Below are 22,108 nucleotides of genomic sequence, written 5' to 3'. Positions count from 1 at the left end.
CGGGTCATGAGGTGCCGCCCTCGCGCTTGTCGGAGGCGTACGCGTGGCGGTACAGCGCGAGGGACGGCGCGTACCGCCCCGAGGGGTCGCGCAGGTGCAGGTCGTCGAGGAGGGCGTAGGCCCAGTTGCGGCCGAGCCTGCGGCTCCATTCGAAGGGGCCGAGCGGGTAGTTGACGCCGAGCCGCATCGCGGTGTCGACGTCCTCCTCGGTGGCCACGCCCTTGGCGACGGCGTCGTGCGCGAGGTCGACGATCCGGGCGACCGTGCGGGCGACGATCATGCCGGGGACGTCACCGATGACGCTGACGTCCTTGCCGAGCGCCTGGAAGAGCCCGGTGGCCTCGGCGAGGGTCTGCGACGAGGTGTCCTGGGAGGCGGACAGGGCGATCCGGGTGGCCCGGCGGTAGTCGAGGGCGAGGTCGAAGTACACGACGTCCCGGAACTCCACCGAGGTCTGCCCGTCGGCGAGCGCGAGTTGGCCGCCACCGGGCAGCACCAGGCGGGTGCCGTGGTCCTCTTCCTCCTCGCGGACCTGGATGCCCGCCTCGCGGATCAGCGTGAGCAGCTCGGAGGCGGGGCCGAGGTCGCCCTCGACGACGACGTAGGCGGGCGGCCGCTGCTTCTCCGCGGTGTGCGGCTCGTCGCGCTCGGCGGTCCCGCTCTCGGCGGCGTAGTCGTACCAGCCGCGCCCGCTCTTGCGGCCGAGCCGGCCGGACTCGACCAGGCGGCGCTGGGCGAGCGAGGGCGTGAAGCGCACGTCCTGGAAGAACGACTGCCACACCGAGTGCGTGACGGACTCGTTGACGTCCTGCCCGATGAGGTCGGTGAGCTCGAAGGCGCCCATCTTGAAGCCGCCGCACTCGCGCAGGACGGCGTCGATGGTGGCCGGGTCCGCCCCTTGCGCCTCGTAGACCGCGAAGGCCTCCGCGTAGAAGGGCCGGGCGATGCGGTTGACGATGAAGCCGGGGGTGTCGGCGCAGGCGACCGGCGTCTTGCCCCAGGCACGGGCCGTCTCGTACGCGCGCGTGGCCGACGTGACGTCGGTGGCGAACCCGGAGACGACCTCGACCAGCGGCAGCAGCGGGGCGGGGTTGAAGAAGTGCAGGCCGACGAAGCGGCCGGGGTTGGCGAGGGCGCCGCCGATGGCCGTGACGGACAGGGACGAGGTGTTGGTGGCGAGCAGGCAGTCCTCGCCGACGACGCCTTCCAGCTCGCGGAACAGGTCCTGCTTGACATCGAGGCGTTCCAGCACGGCCTCGACGACGAGGGCGCAGTCGGCGAGGTCGGCGAGCGACCCGGCGGGCCGCAGTCGCGCGCGGGCCGCGTCGCGCTCGGCGCCGGTGAGGCGGTCCTTCTCGACGAGCCGGTCCAGGCGCGCGCCGATCGCGTCGGCCGCGTCCTGGGCCCGCCCGGGTACGGCGTCGTACAGCCGTACGGGATGGCCGGCGACCAACGCGACCTGGGCGATGCCCTGGCCCATGGTGCCGGTGCCGACGACGGCCACGGGGCTGCTGAGGTCGAGTGCTGTCATGTGCGCGATCCTCCCGCACGGGGTTTTCCACAGATGCGGCGGACCCCCTTGAACCGACCGATCGTTCGGTTACTCTAGCTCTGACTGGCTGTTCCCGCCCATGTTTCTGCCCAGGCCAAGAGCTCGACGGCGAGCTCTGGAAACGAGGAGTTGGTCCCGCATGGCCACCGCCGAGATGACCACCCACGAGCTGATCGCCAAGCACCGGCCCACTCTCGACCAGGCGCTGGAAGCGATCCGCACGCGCGCCTACTGGTCTCCGCACCCGGAGCACCCCAAGGCCTACGGGGAGAACGGCAGCCTGGACGCGGCGGCGGGCAAGGCGGCCTTCGACGCCCTGCTCGGCAACCGCCTCGACCTCGGCCAGGCCGGCACCGACGACTGGGTGGGCGGCGAGGTCTCCCCGTACGGCATCGAGCTGGGCGTCGAGTACCCGCACGCCGACATCGACGTGCTGCTGCCCGCCATGAAGGCCGGTCAGCGCGCGTGGCGGGACGCGGGCGCTGAGATGCGCGCGGTGGTCTGTCTGGAGATCCTCAAGCGGATCAGCGACCGCACGCACGAGTTCGCCCACGCGGTCATGCACACCTCCGGCCAGGCCTTCATGATGGCGTTCCAGGCGGGCGGCCCACACGCGCAGGACCGCGGCCTGGAAGCGGTGGCGTACGCGTACGTGGAGCAGGTCCGCACCCCCGACACGGCCGAGTGGACCAAGCCGCAGGGCAAGCGCGACCCGCTCGCGCTGACCAAGCAGTTCACGCCGGTACCGCGCGGGATCGCCCTGGTCATCGGCTGCAACACCTTCCCGACCTGGAACGGCTACCCGGGCCTGTTCGCCTCCCTGGCCACCGGCAACGCGGTCCTGGTCAAGCCCCACCCGCGCGCGGTGCTGCCGCTCGCGCTCACCGTGCAGGTCGCCCGGCAGGTGCTCGCCGAGGCCGGTTTCGACCCGAACCTGATGGCGCTGGCCGCCGAGCGCCCGGGCGAGGGCATCGCCAAGACCCTGGCCACCCGCCCCGAGATCCGGATCATCGACTACACCGGCTCGACCACCTTCGGCGACTGGCTGGAGGCCAACGCCCGCCAGGCCCAGGTCTACACCGAGAAGGCCGGCGTCAACACGGTGATCGTCCACTCCACCGACGACTACAAGGGGATGCTGTCCAACCTGGCCTTCTCGCTGTCCCTGTACAGCGGCCAGATGTGCACCACCCCGCAGAACCTGCTCATCCCCCGCGACGGTATCCGCACCGAGCAGGGTCCGAAGACCTACGACGAGGTCGTCGCCGACCTCGCCCGCTCGGTCGACGGCCTGCTCGGCGACGACGCCCGCGCGAACGCCCTGCTGGGCGCGATCGTCAACCCGGACGTCAAGGCCCGCCTGGAGGCCGCGGCCGGCCTCGGCGAAGTCGCCCTCGCCTCGCGGGAGATCGGCAATCCGGAGTTCCCGGGCGCGGTGGTCCGTACGCCCGTGATGGTGAAGCTGGACGGCGCCAAGCCGGACGACGAGGCCGCGTACATGAGCGAGTGCTTCGGCCCTGTCTCCTTCGCCGTCGCGATCGACTCGGCGGCCGACGCGGTGGAGTTGCTGCGGCGCACGGTCCGCGAGAAGGGCGCGATGACGGTCGGCGCCTACACCACCGACGAGGAGGTCGAGCAGGCGATCCAGGAGGTGTGCCTGGAGGAGGCGGCCCAGCTGTCCTTGAACCTGACCGGTGGGGTGTACGTCAACCAGACGGCCGCGTTCTCCGACTTCCACGGGTCGGGCGGCAACCCGGCGGCCAACTCGGCGCTGTGCGACGGGGCGTTCGTCGCCAACCGGTTCCGGGTCGTCGAGGTGCGCCGGGAGGCCTAGAACGCCTTGCCGAGGCTCCAGTGGTACAGCGTCATGGCCACGCTCGTCGCCAGGTTGTAGCTGGAGACCTGCGGGCGCATCGGCAGCGACACCAAGTGGTCGGCACGCGCGCGTAGTTCGGCGGACAGGCCGCTGCGCTCCGACCCGAACGCGAGGACGGCGTCGTCCGGGAGCTTGACGGCCCGGATGTCGTCGCCCTCGGGGTCGAGCGCGTAGAGCGGCCCGGGCGGCAGCTCGGCCACGTCCAGCCGCTCGACGGCGGTCGCGAAGTGCAGGCCGGCCCCGCCGCGTACGACGGTCGGGTGCCAGGGGTCGAGGGTGCCGGTGGTGACGACGCCGGTCGCGCCGAAACCGGCGGCCAGGCGGATCACGGCGCCCGCGTTGCCGAGGTTGCGCGGGTTGTCGAGGACCACCACGGGGGCGGTGCGCGGGGCGTGCGCCAGCTTCTCCAGGTTGGCCGCGCGAGGCGGACGTACCGCCAGGGCGGCCACGGCGGTGGGGTGCGGCCGTGGAACGAGGGAGGTGTAGGTCGGCTCGGAGACCTCCGTCAGGAGCGCCTCCAGCGTCTGCCGTACGTCCGGCGCCAGTTCCTCGGCGAGGGCGAGCGTGCCGTCCCGGTCCACGGCGACCGCGAGCGGGACCTCGGCACCGAAGCGCAGGGCGTGCTTGAGGGCATGGAAGCCGTCGAGCAGGACAGCGGTCTCGGCGAGCCGGTGCCAGGAGGTCACGGTCATGCCGGGAAGCCTACGTGCGCGTGCTCGGGGTTCTCCGGCGTGTGCGGGTCGGGGAGCGCCCCCGGGGCGCCGCCGCGCCGGGCCAGCCGTGCGAGCCGTTCGCGCGCGTGTGCCGCCCCGACACCCAGGCGGCGCAGGAACGACGTCGGCAGGAACACCGCGTCCGCCGCGATCATCGCCAGCGAGAAGAACGGCAGTCCGAGGACGACCGCGATCACGGCGTGCTCCGTGATCATGGCTGCCAGCAGGACGTTCTTGACCCGCCGGTGGAACAGGGTGAACGGGAAGGCCACCTGCACGAGCACCGTGCCGTAGGTGATGAGCATCACCATGGTGCCGCTGGAGGACAGCAGCTCGGCGAGGGCCGGCCAGGGCGAGAAGTAGTCGAGGTGCAGCGGGTAGTAGACGGCGGTGCCGTCCTGCCAGCGGGAGCCCTGGATCTTGTACCAGCCGGCGGTGGCGTAGATCAGGCAGGCCTCGGCCATGATCACGAGCAGGGCCCCGTTGTGGACGACGTTGCCGATGACGTCGAGCAGGATGCGGGGCTGGTCGGTCCGCGCGCGGCGGCCCACGATCCACCACACGCCCAGGCCCAGCCAGACGGCCCACAGGATCACCGGCACGGTGGGGTCGCCGTCGAGCCGGCCCACGGCGGTCACCGCGACCAGCGCCAGCCCGAGGACGCTCCACAGCACCGGGCCGACCCGGTCCGGCGGGACGCGCTCGCCGCGCGCGCGTGCCGCCCGCGCGCGCCGCGCCCGGCGCTCGTCCAGCGACCACAACTGACCGCAGCGGGTGAACACGAGGTAGACGCACATCAGGTGCAGGACGTTGTCGCCGCCGTCGCCCATGAAGATGGACCGGTTCTGCAGCGAGAGCACACCGACCATGAACAGCACGGACATCGTGCGGGTGCGCCAGCCCAGCAGCAGCAGCACGCTGGTCAGGACGGCGAATGCGTAGACGGACTCGAACCAGGTCCCGTCGCTCGACCACACCAGGGCGGTGAAGGCACCGTTCGACCCGATCAGCTGCTGGGCCAGGTCGATGTTCCAGGGACCGTCGGGGCCGTACAGCTCGTGGCGGTGCGGGAACTCGCGCAGCAGGAACAGCAGCCAGGTCGCGGCGAAGCCGATGCGGATCACGGCCGTCTGGTACGGGCCGAGGGCGGCCTCGGTGACCCGGGCGATACCGGAGGAGATCACGAGGGTGAGGCGGTTCACCGTGCGCCCCCCTGGACGCCGTGCGCGCTCGCGGCCCCGGCCGCGTCGGCGCTCTCCTCCTTGTTGTCGACCCACCACCACGGCAGCACGCGATAGCTCGGCTTGTCCGAGACCCGCTCGTCGCTCCACTTCGGCGGGGGCACGTTGGTGGTGCGGGAGCGGAACTGGACGCGTTCGACGACGCCCCCGGCACCGGCCGCGTCCTCACGGTCCAGGCGCAGCTCCGCTATGCGTCGCAGATACGTCTCGGACAGCGCACCGCGCAGCCCCACCGGTCTGTTCTGGGCGTCGTGGGTGGCGACGAAGAAGTCCCAGGCGCGACGCAGCTCGTTCTGCTCGGTGTGGCTGGGCAGCAGATTGCCGTCGATGGCCCGGCCGTCCTGGGCGGACAGGTCGTACCAGCCGGTCGTGCGGGTGCCGTCGCCGCCGACGACCTCGGCGCGGACCTGCACCGAGATGTTCTGCTGCAACGGGTTGGGGGCGAACAGCTTCCAGTTCTGCTCGAACTCCGGGTATATCCAGTCGTCGATCGCCTTGCCGTGCTGCTTGGTGACCGTGTTCGGCGGAGCGACGTGCAGGAAGACCATGCCGGTGTGGACGCACACGGTGATCGCCACGACCGCGAGCGCGAGGGCGGCGCCGATCTGGTACCGCAGGGAGAGAGCGGCCACACCGGTACGGGCCGGCGGGGCGGACGCGGGCACGGCGGAGGAAGGGGCGTCCCGCGGTTCCTCTTCCGGGCCGCGGCAGGCGGCCGAGCCTGCGTCGTACGCGTCCATGCTGCCCCGTTCCCTGATTCCGGTTCGTCTGCCCTCAGCGCTCGCACGGGAACGGTACTCAGGCCCACCCGCCGGGCACACCCCCTGACGGGCCGCCGTTGTCCACACCTTACGGGGGTCATACGGGACCGTACGGGGGTCTTACGGGAGGTTACGGGGGGCCTACGCGGAGCATTCCCTTCTTCTAGAACCTGTTCTATCTTGACGCTCCGTCAGATCGCCGTGCGTGTGGAAGGGCAGGGACCGTGGACTTCACCTTCACCGAGGAGCAGCAGGCGGCGGCCGAGGCGGCGCGCGGGGTGTTCGCGGGCGTCGCGCCGGACGCGGTGCCCTCCCCCGCGCTCACGCCGGGTGCCGTGGCCGACGACTTCGACCGCCCGCTGTGGGGCAGGCTCGCGGACGCTGACCTGCTGAGCCTGCTGCTGGCCGAGGAGCACGGCGGGGCCGGACTGGACGCCATCGCCCTGTGCCTGGTGCTGCGCGAGTCGGCGAAGGTACTGGCCCGGGTGCCGCTGCTGGAGAGCAGCGCGGCGACGGCAGCCGTCCAGGCGTACGGCGGCCCGGAGCTGAAGGACGAACTGCTCGCGCCGGCGGGGCGCGGCGAGGTCGTGCTGACGGTCGCCGCGCACGGCCGCACCGGCCACGATCCGGCCGAGCAGGCGGTGACCGCTCGGCAGGAGGGTTCCGCCTGGGTGCTGGACGGGGTGCAGACCGCGGTTCCCTGGGCGTACGAGGCCGATCTCGTCGTCGTCCCGGCCCGTACGGCCGCCGACCGGAGCGTCCTCGCGCTGCTGCCGCCCGGCGCCGAGGGGGCCGCGCTCACCGAGCAGTTCTCCACGAGCGGAGAACGGCTGGGGGAGCTGCGGCTGGAGTCGGTGCGGGTGGCGGCGCGGTACGTCCTGGACGCCGAGGGCGCCTGGGAGTGGCTGCGGGAGCTGCTGACCACGGGGATCTGCGCGCTGACGCTCGGGCTGGGGGAGCGGGTGCTGGAGATGACTTCCGGGTACGCGAGCAAGCGGGAGCAGTTCGGGCATCCCATCGCCACGTTCCAGGCGGTCGCCGTGCAGTGCGCCGACCGCTACATCGACCTGCGCGCTATGGAGGCCGCGCTGTGGCAGGCCGCGTGGCGGATCGCTTCGGGGGCACCGGGGGCGCTGCCGGTCTCCGGGGATGTGGCCGTGGCCAAGATCTGGGCCTCGGAGGGCGTACGGCGGATCGTGCAGACCGCCCAGCATCTGCACGGCGGCTTCGGCGCCGACGTCGAGTATCCGCTGCACCGGTACCACGCCTGGGCCAAGCACCTGGAGCTGGCGCTCGGCCCGGCGGCGGCACATGAGGAGGCGCTGGGGGACCTGCTGGCGGCGCATCCCCTGGCCTGAGGGTCGCGGCCGAGGGCTCGGCGGAGCAGCTCAGAGCAACGGTTGCGCGAAACGGCTCAGAGCACGTAGCCCGGCCGGCCCTCGTCGGTCACCACGGGCCGCCCGACCGCCGCCCACACCTGCATGCCGCCGTCGACGTTCACGGCGTCGACGCCCTGCTGGACGAGGTACATCGCGGCCTGCGCCGAGCGGCCACCGGAGCGGCAGATCACATGGACGCGGCCGTCCTGCGGCGCGGCCTCGGTCAGCTCGCCGTAGCGGGCGACGAACTCGCTGATGGGAATGTGCAGGGCGCCTTCGGCGTGGCCCGCCTGCCATTCGTCGGCCTCACGGACGTCCAGAAGGAAGTCGTCGTCCTTGAGGTCCGTGACCTCGACCGTGGGAACACCTGATCCGAAATGCATGACTCCGACGCTACCGGACGGGTGCGGGGCAGCTGCGGTCTCCGGCGTGGGCACACCCGACGGCCGCCCGGCGAACGCATGCCCGGCCGAGGCCCGACCTGCCCCCGCGGCCGCGAACCGCGCACCGCCCCGCGGCGCATCCGGCGCAGCCGCTCCGGGCAGACCGGGCAGCGCCCCGCGGCGCATCCCCAGCAGCTCTCGGGACAAACCGCACACCACCCCGCAGCGCAAACCGAGCAGTTCCCCGCGGTGTAACGGCGCATCGTCCCGGCGGGACGGAACCGCGCAACGGTCGCGGCGGAACCACGCGTCGACAGGCCCCCCCCCCGGGGCCGCTCCCGCGCCCTAGCCGAGCAGCGCCGCCAGCTCCGCTTCCTTCTGCGCCACCTGGGCCAGCAGCTGGTCGGCGATCTCGTCGAGGAGGCGGTCGGGGTCCTCGGGGGCGAGGCGGAGCATCGCGCCGATCGCGCCCTCCTCCAGGTCCTTCGCGACGAGGGCGAGCATCTCCTTGCGCCGGGCGAGCCATTCGAGGCGGGCGTAGAGCTCCTCGGCGGGGGTCGGGCCCTGCTCCTTGGGCGCGGGACCCGCGGCCCACTCCTCCGCCAGCTCCCGCAGCAGCGCCTCGTCACCGCGGGCGTAGGCGGCGTTGACGCGGGTGATGAACTCCTCGCGCCGGGCCCGCTCGGCCTCTTCCTGGGCCAGATCGGGGTGGGCTTTGCGGGCCAGCTCGCGGTAGAGCTTGCGGGCCTCCTCGCTGGGGCGCACCCGCTGCGGGGGTTGCACCGGCTGATCCGTGAGCATCGCCGCGGCCTCCGGGAACAGTCCCTCGTCGTCCATCCAGCCGTGGAAGAGCTCCTCGACGCCCGGCATCGGCATCACCCGGGCGCGGGCCTCGTCGGCCTTGCGGATGTCCTCGGGGTCACCGGTGCGGGCGGCCGTGGCCTCGGCGATCCGGGCGTCCAGCTCGTCGAGGCGGGCGTACATCGGCCCGAGCTTCTGGTGGTGCAGCCGGGAGAAGTTCTCCACCTCGACTCGGAACGTCTCCACCGCGATCTCGTACTCGATCAACGCCTGCTCGGCGGCCCGCACGGCCCGCTCCAGCCGCTCCTCGGGCCGCGGTGCGCCGTCCTCGGCCGTCACCTTCGCCTCACCGTCCTGCTCGGTTCCACCGGCGGGCGCGTCGGCACCACTGCGGGTCTCCGCACCAGTGGGCTCGGCCTGGGACTGCTCAGCTTCCGGGGTCGTCACCCGACCAGCGTAGGCCACACCGTGCCCCGCCCTTCGTAGCCGATCCGACCACGACGTCCTGCCCGGACGGCACCGGCCTGCGCTCACCGGTCCCCGTCCCACCGAAGACATCGCAGCTCACCGGGCCCGGGCGACTCCTGCGACTGCCCGACCGCGCGACCGGCGACCGGCGACCGGCGACCAGGGAACCGGACGACCGGACGACCGGACGACTCCTGCGAATCGGTGTGGCCGGACGCATCCGGCGAGCAGTGCGGCCCGGGGCCCCGGCCGCACCTGCGCCCCTACATCTCACGCGACGGAGAGCCCCGCCGAGCCCCGCGCAGGGTCAGCCCTTCACACCCCATCAACCCCTCACACCCCCATCTCCGCCGCGACCCGCCCCGCCCGCACCGCTGCCACGAGGGCCCCGTGGTCCGCCTCCGTACGGTCGGCATAGGTGACGGCGAAGGTGGCGATCGCCTCGTCCAACTCCTCGTTCTTGCCGCAGTAGCCGGAGATCAGGCGGGGGTCGGCGCTGTGGGAGTGGGCGCGGGCGAGCAGGGCGCCGGTCATGCGGGCGTAGTCGTCTATCTGGTCGGCGGCCAGCGCGGCCGGGTCGACGCTGCCCTTGCGGTTGCGGAACTGGCGTACTTGGAAGGGCAGTCCGTCGACCGTCGTCCAGCCCAGCAGGTTGTCGCTGACGACCTGCATGCGCTTTTGGCCGAGGACCACGCGCCGCCCTTCGTGCTCCGGCTCCTGAGCCTCGAATCCGGCCGTGGACAGATGCGGGACGAGGGCCGAGGGGCGGGCCTCCTTCACCTGGAGGACCAGGGACTCGCCCCGGTGGTCCAGAAGCAGGACGACGTACGAGCGGGTGCCGACGCTGCCCGTGCCCACCACGCGGAACGCCACGTCGTGCACGGAGTGACGGGCCAGCAGGGGGAGGCGGTCCTCGGAGAGCGTGGTGAGGTACTCCTCCAGCGACGCCGCGACCACCGCGGCCTCCTCGTCCGGGACCCGGCGCAGTACCGGCGGGGCGTCGACGAACCGGCGTCCGCCGTCCTCGGTCGGCTCCGTCGACTTCGCCGCGAAGCGACCGCTGGTGTTGGCCCGTGCCTTCTCCGCGACCCGCTCCAGCGTGCCGAGCAGGTCATGGGCATCGGTGTGGGAGACCAGTTCCTCGTCCGCGATCGCGTTCCACGCGTCCAGCACGGGCAGCTTGGCCAGCAACCGCATCGTGCGCCGGTAGGCACCGGCCGCGTCGTGCGCCGCCTTGCGGCACGCGTCCTCGTCCGCGCCCGCCTCGCGGCCCGCGAGCACGAGGGAGGTGGCCAGCCGCTTGAGGTCCCACTCCCAGGGACCCTTCACCGTCTCGTCGAAGTCGTTCAGATCGATGACGAGGCCACCGCGCGCGTCACCGTACAGACCGAAGTTCGCCGCGTGGGCGTCGCCGCAGATCTGTGCGCGGATCCGGGTCATGGGGGTCCGGGCGAGGTCGTACGCCATGAGGCCCGCCGAACCGCGCAGGAAGGCGAAGGGCGTGGCCGCCATACGGCCGACCCTGATCGGCGTGAGTTCGGGGAGCCGGCCTACGTTGGACTCCTCGACGGCGGCCACGACGTCGGGGCGGTCGGCGTCGAGGGCGAGGACCGCGTGCTCGGCGCGCGGGAGCCGCTCACGCAGAGCCTTGCCGTCCTCCTTGGGCGACCCGCCGCCGGGCCACTTCGCGAAACCGCCCACGTGGGGCAGCCGGCCCGCCACTGTCTTCGACCCGTCCTGTCCACCTGCCTGGGCCATCACCGACCGCCTCCCCCGCTCGCTCACACATGAACATCAACACGAACATCAACTCGTGCCGACGTTACAGCCGGTGGCCGAAACTCGTCAGACCCTGTGGACAACTCCGCGGATGTGGAAAACCGGAGCGATAGGCCGATCAGCCGATAGGCCCGGGATGAGGCCGATGTAGCCGGTGATCAGGTCGGTCCTCATCGGCGCGCCAACCCGCGCACCTCAACACCCCTCACGCCGCTCCCCGTCCGCCAGGTACGTCTTGGCCCACTGGCCCAACTCGGTCAACGCGGGCTCCAGCGCGGCCCCCGCCTCGGTCAGCCGGTACACCACCCGCAGCGGCGGTCCCTCGTACACCTCGCGCACCACCAGCCCCGCGGCGGAGAGCTCGGTGAGCCGGTCGGAGAGCATGCGCTCGCTGATCCCGGGGATCGCGCGGCGCAGGGCGACGAAGTACGCGGGCCCTGCGGTGAGCACGGACACGATGGGGCCCGTCCAGCGCTTTCCGAGCAGCTGGAAGACGCGGTTGATGCCCTCGTCGACCCGCTGGCACGCCCCTAGGTCGTGACTCCGCTCACCCGCCATGCCCTCAGCGTACTGCCTTCCCGTTGGGGGGTGAAAAAAAGTAAGTGACTGTGTTATTCATAGTCGAGTACGAACTTTCAGTCCCTGCGGTTCCTGCGGGCGAAAGCCCGTTCCGCTCCCTCCTCTTCCGGAGACAGCCATGGCCACGCTCCTGCACATCGACTCCTCGGTCTTCACCGGCGACGCCTCCTCCTCCCGGGCCGTCACCGACGCCTTCCGACGCACCTGGCAGGAACAGCACCCCGAGGGCACGGTGATCCACCGCGATCTCGCCACGGATCCCGTGCCGCACATCACCGCACACGCCCACACGGCCGGGTTCTCCGATCCGGCCACCCACAGCCCCGAGCAGGCGGCCGCCTTCGCGGAGCGCCTGAAGCTGATCGAGGAACTTGAGCGCGCGGACGCCGTGCTGATCGGCGCCCCGATGTACAACCTGACGATCCCGTCGACACTGAAGGCGTGGCTGGACAACGTGGTCCTGTTCGGCCGTACGGCGGGCGACGCCCAGTCGGTCAAGGGCACCCCGGTCACCGTCGTCGCCAGCCGCGGCGGCGCGTACGGTCCCGGCACCCTGCGTGCGGGTTACGAGTACGTGCAGAACTACCTGTCGGCCGTCCTCGGGGACTTCCTCGGCACCGACCTCGACTTCATCGTTCCGGAGCTCACGATGGCCCCGGCGAACCCGCAGATGGCCGACCTGGTCCCGCTCTTCGAGGCCTCCCGCGAACGGGCCCTGGGCGAGGCCGCCGCGAAGGCGAAGCAGCTGGCGCAGCGGCTCGCGGCCTGACACCGCCGCGGCTCGGCGTCTCGCCGCGCAGCCCAGCCCGGCCAGCACGTCCAGGCGCACGCCACGGGCCCGGCGGGACGCACCAGTCCGGCGGCACGCACTGGTCGGCGGGACGCACCGGTCCGGCTGGACGCACCGGTCCGGCTGGGCCGCAGGGCCTGTGGTCCAGCCGGGCGCGGGGACAGCACCGCGGGGCCGGGTCCGGACCCCGGTGGCGAGGCACCGACCCGGCACCGAGGGGCCTGCGAGGCGACCGCGGAGACGCCACCGGCACAATCAGCGCATGCATCTGCTCTCGGTCGTCCTCGTCGCCCTCATGGCGCTGCTGCACGCCTACATCCTGGTCCTGGAAATGTTCCTGTGGCAGCGCGGCCCGGGCCGCCGCTTCTCCGGCTTCGACGCCGAGATGGCCCGTTCGACCGCGGCACTGGCCGCCAACCAGGGCCTCTACAACGGCTTCCTGGCCGCGGGCCTGGTCTGGGGTCTGATCGCCGACGACCCGACGGGTCACGACGTCCAGATCTTCTTCCTGTCCTGCATCGTCGTCGCGGGTGTCTACGGCGCCGCCACCGCCAACCGCCGCATCCTCTTCGCCCAGGCCCTGCCCGCCGCCGTGACCCTCGCCGCGGTCGTCGCGGCGGGCTGAACTCCCGCCGCCGGCCCCGCCCGTGAGACGGGTCACAAGCCGGGCGGGGCGCCACCTCCGACCGGCCGGTCGGGCACCTCACAGCAACCAGCACATACCGCGACCGGTGATCAGCGACCGGCGATCAGCAATCAGCGACCTCGAACGCCCCCCACCCCCACCGCCGACCGGCAAAGGGGGATCGTTTGCTTTCCGTGACGAGACCTCCGTACCTGGGCCCGTCGTGACGACGAGGGACCGATCCCGGCACCCCGGGAATGCCGGCCGTTCCCCCTTCTCATCAGGGAAAACGAACTCAGCATCGCCGCCACGAACAACTTCTACGGCACACGTCACAGTCGGAAAGGGTTCTCTCCCGAGAGGGGCGAAAACTACCTTGTGCTGCTGATCAGCTTTTTCTTCCCGTATGTGAAAGAGGCTTCGCGATGGGGCGTCCCGAACGGCCGGTCGACCCGGCGGCCGGTCCGGTGCAGCGACTCGCCCACGATCTTCGGGAGCTGCGCCGCTCGGCGGGTGGCGTGTCGTACCGGGCCATGGCGAAGCAGGCCGGCTTCTCGGTGACGACCCTGGCGAAAGCCGCGAGCGGCGAGCGACTGCCGTCGTTGGCCGTCCTCCAGGCGTACGTCCAGGCATGCGGTGCCGACCCCGTCCCGTGGGAGGCGCGGTGGGCGCAGGCCGCGGCGCTGGCCGGGGAGGAGAAGCAGGAGGATGCCGACGCCGCACCGCCCTACCGCGGCCTCGCGCGTTTCGAGCCGGACGACCGTGAGCTGTTCTTCGGCCGGGACCGACTGATCGACGAACTGAGCGAACTGAGCGAACTGGGAAGCGGGTCCCCCTTCGCCGTGGTGTTCGGGGCGTCCGGCAGCGGCAAATCCTCCCTGCTGCGAGCCGGTCTGATTCCCCTGCTGCGGGAGAAGATCGCGCAGCAGGGGCGTACGGCCGTCCTTCGGATCCTCACTCCGGGAGCCCGGCCCGCCACCACCTACGGACATCTGCTGACGCCGAAGGCCGACGATCCGGAGAGCTGGGTGGTGGTGGATCAGTTCGAGGAGGTCTTCACCCTCTGCCGCGAGCGCGCCGAACGGGACCGCTTCCTCGACCTTCTCCTCGCGGCGCGCGACCCGGGAAGCCGGCTGCGCGTGATCGTCGCCGTCCGGTCGGACTTCTATGCGCGGTGCGCCGAGCACCCGCGGCTGGCGGAGGCGCTGCACCGGAGCGGGCTGCTGGTCAGGGCCATGACCGCGGACGAACTGCGCGAGGCGGTGGTCCGACCCGCGCAGGCGGCCGGGCTCATCGTGGAGCGGACCCTGACCGCGCGGATCGTCGAGGACGTGCTCGACGAGCCCGGCGGACTGCCGATGCTGTCCCACGCCCTGTTGGAGACCTGGCGGCGGCGCAAGGGACGGATGCTGACCCTGGCCGCGTACGAAGCGGCCGGCGGGGTGCGCGGCGCGATCGCGGCCAGCGCCGAGGAGGCGTACGGGGAGCTCTCACCGGCGCAGGCGCACGCCGCCCGGCAACTGCTCCTGCGGATGGTCGAGCCCGGCCAGGGCAACGCCGACACCCGCCGCCCGCTCAGCTGGGAGGAAATGGCCGGGTGGGAGGACCCCGACGTGCGAGCCGTCGCCGGGCGGCTGACCCGCGCCCGGCTGCTGACCACCGACGACGACGGAGTGCAGCTGGCCCACGAGGCGCTCATCACCTGCTGGCCGCGGCTGCGCGAATGGATCGACGCCGACCGGGAGCGGCTGCGCCACCACCGGCAGCTGACCGAGGCCGCCCGCACCTGGCTGGAGCACGACCGCGACCCGGGCACGCTCTACCGGGGCACCCGCCTGGCGCGGGCCGAGGAACTGTTCGCGGGCGACGACCGCGGCTACGACGGTCTGACGTCCGAGGAGACGGCCTTCCTGGTCGCCGCGGCGGAGCAGCGGGCCACGGAGGAGCGGGCCGCCGCCCGGGCCCGGCGCCGGAGCCGCACGCTCACGGCCTCGCTCTGCACCGTGCTGGCGGTGGCCCTGGTCATCGGCCTGGCCGCGGTGCGACTGCGGCAGGACAGCGAGAAGCAGATCACCGACACGGCGGCCCGCCGGGTGGCCGCGGTCGCCGAAGCGCTGCGTACCACGGACCCGCGCACCGCGATGCTGCTCGGCGTCGCCGCCTGGCGCATATCCCCGCTGCCGGAGTCACGCCGAGCCCTGCTGGGTGCGCTGGCCCAGCGCGAACTGGGCACCTTCACCGACCCGACGCCCGGTGACGAACCGACGCGCATCCTCGACACCTCCGGGCGCACCCTGCTCAGCGTCGGCGGCAGCACGTGGCGAACATGGGATGTGGGCACCCACCGCCGTATCGCCTCGGGGTCGGTACCCCGCGGTGCGGTACTCGACGCGGATCCGGACGGCCGGGTGCTCGTCGTCCGGACCGACCGGCAGACCCAGCGGCTGTGGGACACCCGGACGAAGCGCTGGATCGGGGACCCCCTGCCGTTCACGGACACCGTGAGCTTCGGGGCGAATGGCCGCAGTTACCTGGTGAAGAGCATGTTCGACGACCGGGCTCGGCTCCACTCCGTCACCGACGGCCATCTGGTCTTCCGGACCCCGTCGGCCGGCAGCGGGGAGCTCACCCACGTGGCGGCCGACGACGACCGGCTGCTGGCCGTCTGCCCGCGCGGCGGTGCCCCGCAGGTCTGGGACACCTCCGCGCGCAGGGTCCGCTCCGGTGCCTGGACGAGCGCTCGCGGCGTCTGTGATGGTGACCGCACCTTCCTCGGCCTCACCGGCGGCCGGCTCCTCACCCTCACCGGGGACCGGGTGCGTGTATGGGACACCACGTCGGGACGAGAGCTCGCCGATGTCACCCACCCGGGCGCCCTCGGCGCCGTCGTGAGCGCCGACGGCTCGTTCCTGGCGACCGGCGGCGGCCAGGAGATCAGGGTGTGGCGTCTGCCCGAGCGCGGCGCCCCCGTTTTCCGGCACTCCCTGGACAACGAGTCGCTCTCCGGTCTCGCCTGGGACTCCTCGCGGCCGCTGCTGCGGTACCTCGAAGGGGGTACGGTCCACACCCTCGACCTCACCACGACGCTCACCCGCGCCTGGCGCACGCGTCCGCTCGCCGGGGTCCGGCTCAGCCCCGACGGCAGGACGCTCGCCACCGCCGAACGTGTCGGTGACCGCTACGTCTTCCAGCTGCGGAACACGCGCGACGGCCGTCTGCTGCGCACCCTGCCTACCCCGTCCCGTCGCGTCTCGCGCACCGGCATACCGACGGTTCCCTCGGACGGCACCGAGCCGTTGCTGTCCTTCAGCCCTGACGGCGGCATGTTCGCGTACGGAGTCTCCGTCCCCGGCTGGGACACGGTGCCTCAGCGTCTGACCGTGTGGGACGTGGCCGCCGGACACGCGAAGACCACTGTGGACCTGTCGACGCCGTCCGCCATGCCGGCGGACGCGATCGCCCTGGGACCGGGCGGCCGTACGCTCCTCACCGCACGTCTGACCGACGACGGCATCGTCAACGAGACCTGGGACACCACGCGGCGGCGGAGGACGGCCGTCCTCCCCGGCCCGGCCGGGAATCATCTGGCCGTCAGCCGAGACGGCAAGCTCCTCGTGACCGACAACCGCGTCGTGCGAGCGGGCCGGTCCCACGCCCATGACCTCGTCCAGCACGACGGCATCGGAGCCATCGCCTTCGCTCCCGACGGCTCCGGCCTCGCGGCGGGCGACTGGACAGGGCGGGTGGCCATCTGGGACGGCGACCTCCGGCACCGGGCGGGCATCCTGAGGAACGTCTTCCTGGCGCCCGTCGATCCGTCCTCCGACTCAGCCGAGGCGATCAGGGCTCTCGCGTTCAGTCCGGACGGCAGCACACTCGCCGTGGGCGGCGACGCGGGCACCGTCCAACTCTGGGACATCGCCACCCAGCAGCCTCTCGGCCCTCCCCTGCCCACCCCCGGCGGGAGCATCGACACCCTCGCCTTCAGCCCGGACAGCACCACGCTGTACGCGGGCGGCGCGCACGTCCCGCTCCAGCGGTACGTCGTGGATCCTGACCGAGCCGTGTCCCTCGTCTGCTCCCGCGCCGGGAACGCGGAGCTGACCCGGGCACAGTGGCGCACCTACGTTCCGGACCGGCCGTACCGGCGGGTCTGCCCCTGACCGGTGCGCCTGTGCACCAGTCCGCCCCCGCGCCCTGGGTAGAGACGTAAAGCGACGAAACTCCAACACCGGGACAATCAAGGCGGGACGCGATCCTCCGGAGTTGTATGCGGCGGCACAGGGGGCCTGCCAAACAACCTCCCGGCTGTGAGCGTCGGTCGTGACATCGCCGCACGTCGAACAACCGGAGCACACCATGCCCACCAGCGTCCTCTTCGTGGTCGCCTTGTCCGTCCTCCTCGGACTACTGGTGATCATGCTGGGGTCCGGGGACACCGGCACGTCCGCCTCGACGGCGGCGGACGATGCGCCGAGCGACACCGAGACCGTCGCCGGCGGGGAACCCATCGGCTTCCCCCAGGTCCACTGGAACATCAACCGCGGTTCGGGCGCCTACCTGACCATGCTCGACCAGCTGCGCGATCTCGCCGCGACCTCGGCGGACCGCCGCGTCGCACCCAGCGTCGACACCGGGGGGACCGCCGCCGCCACCGACACCGCGCCAACCCGGGCCTTCGCCGACATCGTGATCAGCAGCGACAACCACACCCCGACGGTGCATGCGGTCGTACGGCTCGGCGACTTCCACGTCGTGCGGTTCTTCTCCAGCGACACCCCGCACGATTTCGTTCTGAACCTCACCTCCGACATCCCCCACGACGAGGACGCCACCCACGACGACTGGTTCCTCGGCAAGGCGGGCTACGACACCCTCACCCGCATCGCGAACCAGCCACTGCGCGCTGTGGATCTGAGCGATTTCAGCCTTCAGGACAGCCTCAGGGCCCTCGGCCTCCGCGGCACCGACCGCACCGCCCAGGCGCGCGGCATGCTCCGCTGCATCATCGCCATCACCGAGGCCGCCCGGTCCCGCCCCATCGGCGACCGCATCGCGTACGGCATGGACAACGGGTCCGACGTCCTCGTCACCGCACAGCAGGTCGGCCTGCCGCGCGACTAGACGGGCACCAGCCGTGCCCTTACCGGCCGCCCGAACCGCACCGACCCACCACGAGCCGCCCCGGCGGGACACTCCCCCCCTGTCCCGCCGGGGCTTCTTCCTACCCACAGACGGGGTCCCGCCGTATCCGCGTCGTATCCGCGTCATGCGCGTCATCGCGTCATCGCGTCATGCGCGTCATCGCGTCATGCGCGTCATCCGAAGCCACTCCCACCCGTGAGATAGCTCACGCTCCGGGGCCTGTTGAGCGACTCTGACCAGGCTGTGGAATGCCTCACAGCAACCAGCACAACGAGAAACGGGCCCCTGCGGTGACTTCCGTCACCTGCAGAGACCCGTTCCATCGGTTCTCTCTGTGCGCGAGGGGGGAGTTGAACCCCCACGCCCTTGCGGGCACTGGAACCTGAATCCAGCGCGTCTGCCTATTCCGCCACCCGCGCATTGGGTGTGTCCTCCGGCCCCTCGCCCCTTGGGGCTTGGCGCCTTCCGACACCCAGAACATTAGCACGCCGTCCAGGGTGGGTTCACATCCCTTATCGGCGGGCAGACGCCCCCCGCGACCGCCCACCAGCGCGGTCGGCACCGGTGTGCGAGCACGGGTCCGCCGACGGCCACCGGCGTTCGTATCGACGACGACCTGTTCACGTATCAACCTCGTACCGGTACCCCTCGTCTCCCCAGGAGCAGGTCGGGCTCCACAGTCAGGTGCGGGACACTGGTCTTCGGCCGCCTCTACGATCCATGGCAAGACTGTGTCCCCGAGGAGTTCGAACGGGAGCTCCGAAGGGAACTTCGTGGGCGTCGACACCCGTCGACCGTGCCGACAGGGGGAACCAGCCGATTTACCGGCGCGTGGATACGATCAGTAAGCAGTACCAGGTAAGGCAGTACCCGCCAGGCGGGATGCAGGACGTAGGCAACGACGGAGGAGGTGCCCCATGGGAGTCCTGAAGAAGTTCGAGCAGCGTCTCGAAGGTCTGGTCAACGGCACCTTCGCCAAGGTGTTCAAGTCCGAGGTCCAGCCCGTGGAGATCGCGGGAGCGCTCCAGCGCGAGTGCGACAACAACGCGACCATCTGGAACCGCGACCGCACGGTCGTCCCCAACGACTTCATCGTGGAGCTCAGCGCGCCGGACTTCGAGCGCCTGAGCCCCTACTCCGGCCAGCTCGGCGACGAGCTCGCCGGCATGGTCCGCGACTACGCCAAGCAGCAGCGCTACACCTTCATGGGCCCGATCAAGGTCAACCTGGAGAAGGCCGACGACCTCGACACCGGCCTGTACCGCGTGCGCAGCCGTACGCTCGCCGGCTCCACCGACCAGCAGGCCGGCGGCCGGCAGGCGCCCGCGCCCGCCGCCCCGGCCGGACGGCCCGGCGGCCCCCAGCGCCCCGGCGCCCCGGGCGGCTACGGCTACCCGCCGGCCGCCGCACCCGCGGGAGCCCCGCCCATGCCGGCCGCGCCGCCCCCCGGCGGCCGCCCCGGCGGTTACGGCTACCCGCAACCCGCGGGCGGCCAGCGTCCCGCCGCCCCCGCGGCCGGCGGACGCACCCGCTACTGGATCGAGATCAACGGCACCCGCCACCAGATCTCCCGCGCGACACTCGTGCTGGGCCGCAGCACCGAGGCCGACGTGCGGATCGACGACCCCGGCGTCTCCCGCCGGCACTGCGAGATCCGGACCGGAACGCCCTCGACGATCCAGGATCTCGGCTCCACCAACGGCATCGTGGTGGACGGGCAGCACACCACCCGCGCTACGCTCCGCGACGGCTCGCGGATCGTCGTGGGCAGCACCACCGTTATCTATAGGCAAGCCGAAGGGTGAAGCGGGGGCAATGTCAGAGCTGACCCTCACGGTCATGCGGCTGGGTTTCCTGGCCGTCCTGTGGCTGTTCGTGATCGTGGCCGTGCAGGTCATCCGCAGCGACCTGTTCGGTACGCGCGTCACTCAGCGCGGCTCGCGCCGCGAGTCCGCCCGGCCGCAGCAGGCCGCCCGGCAAGCGGCCCCGCCGCAGCAGCGCGGCCAGCAGAGCGGCGGCCGGCAGCGCCGTAACGCACCCTCCAAGCTGGTTGTGACCGAGGGCACCCTCTCCGGCACCACCGTCGCGCTCCAGTCCCAGACCATCACCCTGGGCCGGGCGCACGACAGCACGATCGTGCTGGACGACGACTACGCCTCCAGCCGGCATGCCAGGATCTACCCGGACCGCGACGGCCAGTGGATCGTCGAGGACCTGGGCTCCACCAACGGCACGTACCTCGACCGAACGCGGCTGACGACCCCGACACCGATTCCGCTGGGCGCGCCGATCCGCATCGGCAAGACCGTCATCGAGCTGCGGAAGTAGTGCTACATCATGAATAGGCGCGAGCGGAGCGAGCACGCAGCGGTGGCCCACACCACGGGCCCCGGCGCGCTCCCGACCGGAGGGTGGGCACCGTGCGGATGTACCCGGAGCCGACAGGCGAGGTGCGCATGAGTCTGTCACTGCGCTTCGCCGCCGGATCGCACAAAGGCATGATCCGCGAGGGCAACGAGGACTCCGGATACGCCGGACCCCGCCTGCTCGCCATCGCCGACGGCATGGGCGGCGCGGCCGCGGGCGAGGTCGCCTCCTCCGAGGCGATCTCCACCATCGTCGCCCTCGACGACGACATCCCCGGCTCCGACGTCCTCACGTCCCTCGGCACGGCCGTGCAGCGCGCCAACGACCAGCTGCGCGCCATGGTCGAGGACGACCCCCAGCTGGAGGGCATGGGCACCACGCTCACCGCCCTGCTGTGGACCGGTCAGCGACTCGGCCTCGTCCACGTCGGCGACTCCCGCGCCTACCTGCTGCGCGACGGCGTCCTCACGCAGATCACGCAGGACCACACCTGGGTGCAGCGCCTCGTCGACGAAGGCCGCATCACCGAGGAGGAAGCCACCACCCACCCGCAGCGCTCCCTGCTGATGCGCGCGCTGGGCAGCGGCGACCACGTCGAACCCGACCTGTCCATCCGCGAGGTCCGCGCCGGCGACCGGTACCTGATCTGCTCCGACGGCCTGTCCGGAGTGGTGTCCCACCAGACGCTGGAGGACACCCTCGCCAGCTACCAGGGCCCCCAGGAGACCGTGCAGCAGCTGATCGAGCTCGCGTTGCGCGGCGGCGGCCCCGACAACATCACGGTCATCGTCGCCGATGTCCTCGACCTCGACACGGGCGACACCCTCGCCGGACAGCTGCACGACACCCCGGTCGTGGTCGGCGCCGTCGCCGAGAACCAGAACCACCTGCACGACAACGGCATCATGCAGACCCCGGCCGGCCGTGCCTCCGGTCTCGGCCGCCAGATGCCCGGACAGGGCGGCGCGGGCGGCGAGTTCGGCCCGCCCGGCTCCGGCGACACCACCGGTTACATCCCGGCCGGCAGTTTCGGCGACTACACCGACGACGACTTCGTCAAGCCCGGCACGGGCCGCAAGTGGCTGAAGAGATCCTTCTACACAGCCCTCGCGCTCGCCGTCATCGGCGGCGGCCTGTACGGCGGCTGGCGCTGGACGCAGACCCAGTACTACGTCGGCGCCAACGAAGAACACGTCGCCCTGTACCGCGGGATCAGCCAGGACCTGGCCTGGGTCTCGTTGTCCGAGGTGGAGAAGGACCACCCCGAGATCGAACTCAAGTACCTGCCGCCCTACCAGCAGAAGCTGGTCAAGGAGACCATCGCCGAAGGCGGCCTCAAGGACGCCCAGGCGAAGATCGACGAGCTCGCCCTGCAGGCGTCCGCCTGCAAGAAGCGCTCCGAGCAGCAGGCCGCGCAGAGCGACAAGAACTCCCGCACGGGCGAGGGCGAGGCCGGAGGCACCACGGGAACCACCCGTACCTCCCTCACGTCCAAGGCGACACCGACCCCATCGGCCACCAAGTCCCCGACCCCGCCCTCCTCCTCCACCTCCCCGACACCGACCGCGACGCCAAGCCCCGGACCCACTCTCTCGGAGGAAGAGCAGAAGGTCGTCACGAACTGCGGCACGCAGTAGGCAAGCCGTGAG

17 protein-coding genes and 1 tRNA gene are annotated in these 22,108 nt (G+C 71.8%); 9 read left to right on the top strand and 9 right to left on the bottom strand.

Features of this window, described 5'->3' with window-relative positions; translation table 11 throughout:
* Nucleotides 1-4: 4 nt before the first annotated feature.
* Nucleotides 5-1,531 carry a 3-hydroxyacyl-CoA dehydrogenase gene (locus tag ACFYNL_RS17355; protein ID WP_388803545.1) on the bottom strand — a complete coding sequence of 509 codons (1,527 nt, stop codon included), beginning with the start codon at nucleotides 1,529-1,531 and terminating at the stop codon, nucleotides 5-7.
* A 160-nt stretch (nucleotides 1,532-1,691) separates the two neighbouring features.
* Between ACFYNL_RS17355 and paaN the strand changes: the two genes are divergently transcribed.
* Nucleotides 1,692-3,386, top strand: a complete 1,695-nt coding sequence (paaN, locus tag ACFYNL_RS17350; protein ID WP_388803542.1) for a phenylacetic acid degradation protein PaaN — start codon at nucleotides 1,692-1,694, stop codon at nucleotides 3,384-3,386.
* On the opposite strand, the gene ACFYNL_RS17345 is transcribed toward paaN, so the two are convergent.
* The 3 genes from ACFYNL_RS17345 to ACFYNL_RS17335 are packed head-to-tail and all read right to left on the bottom strand — an operon-like array spanning nucleotide 3,383 to nucleotide 6,122.
* Nucleotides 3,383-4,120, bottom strand: a complete 738-nt coding sequence (locus tag ACFYNL_RS17345; protein ID WP_388803539.1) for a TrmH family RNA methyltransferase — start codon at nucleotides 4,118-4,120, stop codon at nucleotides 3,383-3,385. The two genes, paaN and ACFYNL_RS17345, sit on opposite strands and share 4 nt — an antisense overlap.
* Nucleotides 4,117-5,343, bottom strand: a complete 1,227-nt coding sequence (locus tag ACFYNL_RS17340; protein ID WP_388803536.1) for an HTTM domain-containing protein — start codon at nucleotides 5,341-5,343, stop codon at nucleotides 4,117-4,119. Before ACFYNL_RS17340 ends, ACFYNL_RS17345 begins: the two co-directional genes overlap by 4 nt.
* Entirely contained in the window at nucleotides 5,340-6,122 is a 783-nt protein-coding gene (locus ACFYNL_RS17335) for a DUF5819 family protein (RefSeq protein ID WP_388803533.1), read from the bottom strand. The genes ACFYNL_RS17340 and ACFYNL_RS17335 overlap by 4 nt, the downstream gene beginning before the upstream one ends.
* Before the next feature lie 245 nt (nucleotides 6,123-6,367).
* Here ACFYNL_RS17335 and ACFYNL_RS17330 point away from each other — a divergent pair, with 245 nt between their 5' ends.
* Nucleotides 6,368-7,501: an acyl-CoA dehydrogenase family protein gene (locus ACFYNL_RS17330; RefSeq protein WP_388803530.1), complete on the top strand. Its 1,134-nt coding sequence runs from the start codon at nucleotides 6,368-6,370 to the stop codon at nucleotides 7,499-7,501.
* A 56-nt stretch (nucleotides 7,502-7,557) separates the two neighbouring features.
* On the opposite strand, the gene ACFYNL_RS17325 is transcribed toward ACFYNL_RS17330, so the two are convergent.
* The 4 genes from ACFYNL_RS17325 to ACFYNL_RS17310 form a co-directional block, all read right to left on the bottom strand.
* Nucleotides 7,558-7,905, bottom strand: a complete 348-nt coding sequence (locus ACFYNL_RS17325) for a rhodanese-like domain-containing protein (protein WP_388803527.1) — start codon at nucleotides 7,903-7,905, stop codon at nucleotides 7,558-7,560.
* Nucleotides 7,906-8,250: 345 nt separating this feature from the next.
* Nucleotides 8,251-9,153 carry a hypothetical protein gene (locus tag ACFYNL_RS17320; protein ID WP_388803524.1) on the bottom strand — a complete coding sequence of 301 codons (903 nt, stop codon included), beginning with the start codon at nucleotides 9,151-9,153 and terminating at the stop codon, nucleotides 8,251-8,253.
* A 354-nt stretch (nucleotides 9,154-9,507) separates the two neighbouring features.
* Nucleotides 9,508-10,932, bottom strand: a complete 1,425-nt coding sequence (locus ACFYNL_RS17315) for a DUF2252 domain-containing protein (protein WP_388803521.1) — start codon at nucleotides 10,930-10,932, stop codon at nucleotides 9,508-9,510.
* A gap of 216 nt (nucleotides 10,933-11,148) precedes the next feature.
* A complete protein-coding gene (locus tag ACFYNL_RS17310) occupies nucleotides 11,149-11,511 on the bottom strand; it encodes a winged helix-turn-helix transcriptional regulator (protein WP_388803518.1) in 363 nt (120 codons plus the stop codon).
* Nucleotides 11,512-11,650: 139 nt separating this feature from the next.
* On the opposite strand from ACFYNL_RS17310, the gene ACFYNL_RS17305 reads away from it, so the two are divergent.
* The 4 genes from ACFYNL_RS17305 to ACFYNL_RS17290 all read left to right on the top strand — a co-directional run bounded on the left by ACFYNL_RS17305 (nucleotide 11,651) and on the right by ACFYNL_RS17290 (nucleotide 18,071).
* Nucleotides 11,651-12,301 carry an FMN-dependent NADH-azoreductase gene (locus ACFYNL_RS17305; RefSeq protein WP_388803515.1) on the top strand — a complete coding sequence of 217 codons (651 nt, stop codon included), beginning with the start codon at nucleotides 11,651-11,653 and terminating at the stop codon, nucleotides 12,299-12,301.
* A 283-nt stretch (nucleotides 12,302-12,584) separates the two neighbouring features.
* Nucleotides 12,585-12,947, top strand: coding sequence for a DUF1304 domain-containing protein (locus tag ACFYNL_RS17300; protein ID WP_388803512.1), 363 nt, complete (start codon nucleotides 12,585-12,587; stop codon nucleotides 12,945-12,947).
* Nucleotides 12,948-13,372: 425 nt separating this feature from the next.
* Complete coding sequence (locus ACFYNL_RS17295) at nucleotides 13,373-17,110, top strand: helix-turn-helix domain-containing protein (RefSeq protein WP_388803509.1); 3,738 nt, start codon at nucleotides 13,373-13,375, stop codon at nucleotides 17,108-17,110.
* A 196-nt stretch (nucleotides 17,111-17,306) separates the two neighbouring features.
* Nucleotides 17,307-18,071: a ribosome-inactivating family protein gene (locus tag ACFYNL_RS17290; protein WP_388803507.1), complete on the top strand. Its 765-nt coding sequence runs from the start codon at nucleotides 17,307-17,309 to the stop codon at nucleotides 18,069-18,071.
* Between the two features lie 356 nt (nucleotides 18,072-18,427).
* Here the strand turns inward: ACFYNL_RS17290 and ACFYNL_RS17285 are convergent.
* A tRNA-Leu gene (locus ACFYNL_RS17285) sits at nucleotides 18,428-18,511 on the bottom strand.
* A 498-nt stretch (nucleotides 18,512-19,009) separates the two neighbouring features.
* Here ACFYNL_RS17285 and ACFYNL_RS17280 point away from each other — a divergent pair.
* The 3 genes from ACFYNL_RS17280 (at nucleotide 19,010) to ACFYNL_RS17270 (ending at nucleotide 22,096) form a co-directional block, all read left to right on the top strand.
* On the top strand, nucleotides 19,010-19,897 hold the full coding sequence (locus ACFYNL_RS17280; RefSeq protein ID WP_388803504.1) for an FhaA domain-containing protein: 888 nt from the start codon (nucleotides 19,010-19,012) through the stop codon (nucleotides 19,895-19,897).
* Between the two features lie 10 nt (nucleotides 19,898-19,907).
* Nucleotides 19,908-20,420 (top strand): FHA domain-containing protein, encoded by a 513-nt coding sequence (locus ACFYNL_RS17275; protein ID WP_388803501.1) that lies wholly within the window; start codon nucleotides 19,908-19,910, stop codon nucleotides 20,418-20,420.
* Nucleotides 20,421-20,518: 98 nt separating this feature from the next.
* Nucleotides 20,519-22,096 (top strand): Stp1/IreP family PP2C-type Ser/Thr phosphatase, encoded by a 1,578-nt coding sequence (locus tag ACFYNL_RS17270; protein WP_388804573.1) that lies wholly within the window; start codon nucleotides 20,519-20,521, stop codon nucleotides 22,094-22,096.
* The last annotated feature ends 12 nt before the right edge of the window (nucleotides 22,097-22,108 follow it).

It is taken from the genome of Streptomyces sp. NPDC007808 (genome assembly GCF_042868655.1).
Taxonomy (GTDB): Bacteria; Actinomycetota; Actinomycetes; order Streptomycetales; family Streptomycetaceae; genus Streptomyces.
The sequence above is the reverse complement of the archived record's forward strand: the minus strand, read 5'-3'. Positions and strand labels throughout refer to the sequence as shown.

Bases quoted from the DNA above. Each gene is read 5' to 3' on its own strand.
- ACFYNL_RS17355 (WP_388803545.1), bottom strand. From the start codon at position 1,531: ATGACAGCACTCGACCTCAGCAGCCCCGTGGCCGTCGTCGGCACCGGC.
- paaN (WP_388803542.1), top strand. From the start codon at position 1,692: ATGGCCACCGCCGAGATGACCACCCACGAGCTGATCGCCAAGCACCGG.
- ACFYNL_RS17345 (WP_388803539.1), bottom strand. From the start codon at position 4,120: ATGACCGTGACCTCCTGGCACCGGCTCGCCGAGACCGCTGTCCTGCTC.
- ACFYNL_RS17335 (WP_388803533.1), bottom strand. From the start codon at position 6,122: ATGGACGCGTACGACGCAGGCTCGGCCGCCTGCCGCGGCCCGGAAGAG.
- ACFYNL_RS17325 (WP_388803527.1), bottom strand. From the start codon at position 7,905: ATGCATTTCGGATCAGGTGTTCCCACGGTCGAGGTCACGGACCTCAAG.
- ACFYNL_RS17315 (WP_388803521.1), bottom strand. From the start codon at position 10,932: ATGGCCCAGGCAGGTGGACAGGACGGGTCGAAGACAGTGGCGGGCCGG.
- ACFYNL_RS17310 (WP_388803518.1), bottom strand. From the start codon at position 11,511: ATGGCGGGTGAGCGGAGTCACGACCTAGGGGCGTGCCAGCGGGTCGAC.
- ACFYNL_RS17305 (WP_388803515.1), top strand. From the start codon at position 11,651: ATGGCCACGCTCCTGCACATCGACTCCTCGGTCTTCACCGGCGACGCC.
- ACFYNL_RS17300 (WP_388803512.1), top strand. From the start codon at position 12,585: ATGCATCTGCTCTCGGTCGTCCTCGTCGCCCTCATGGCGCTGCTGCAC.
- ACFYNL_RS17295 (WP_388803509.1), top strand. From the start codon at position 13,373: ATGGGGCGTCCCGAACGGCCGGTCGACCCGGCGGCCGGTCCGGTGCAG.
- ACFYNL_RS17290 (WP_388803507.1), top strand. From the start codon at position 17,307: ATGCCCACCAGCGTCCTCTTCGTGGTCGCCTTGTCCGTCCTCCTCGGA.
- ACFYNL_RS17280 (WP_388803504.1), top strand. From the start codon at position 19,010: ATGGGAGTCCTGAAGAAGTTCGAGCAGCGTCTCGAAGGTCTGGTCAAC.
- ACFYNL_RS17275 (WP_388803501.1), top strand. From the start codon at position 19,908: ATGTCAGAGCTGACCCTCACGGTCATGCGGCTGGGTTTCCTGGCCGTC.
- ACFYNL_RS17270 (WP_388804573.1), top strand. From the start codon at position 20,519: ATGTACCCGGAGCCGACAGGCGAGGTGCGCATGAGTCTGTCACTGCGC.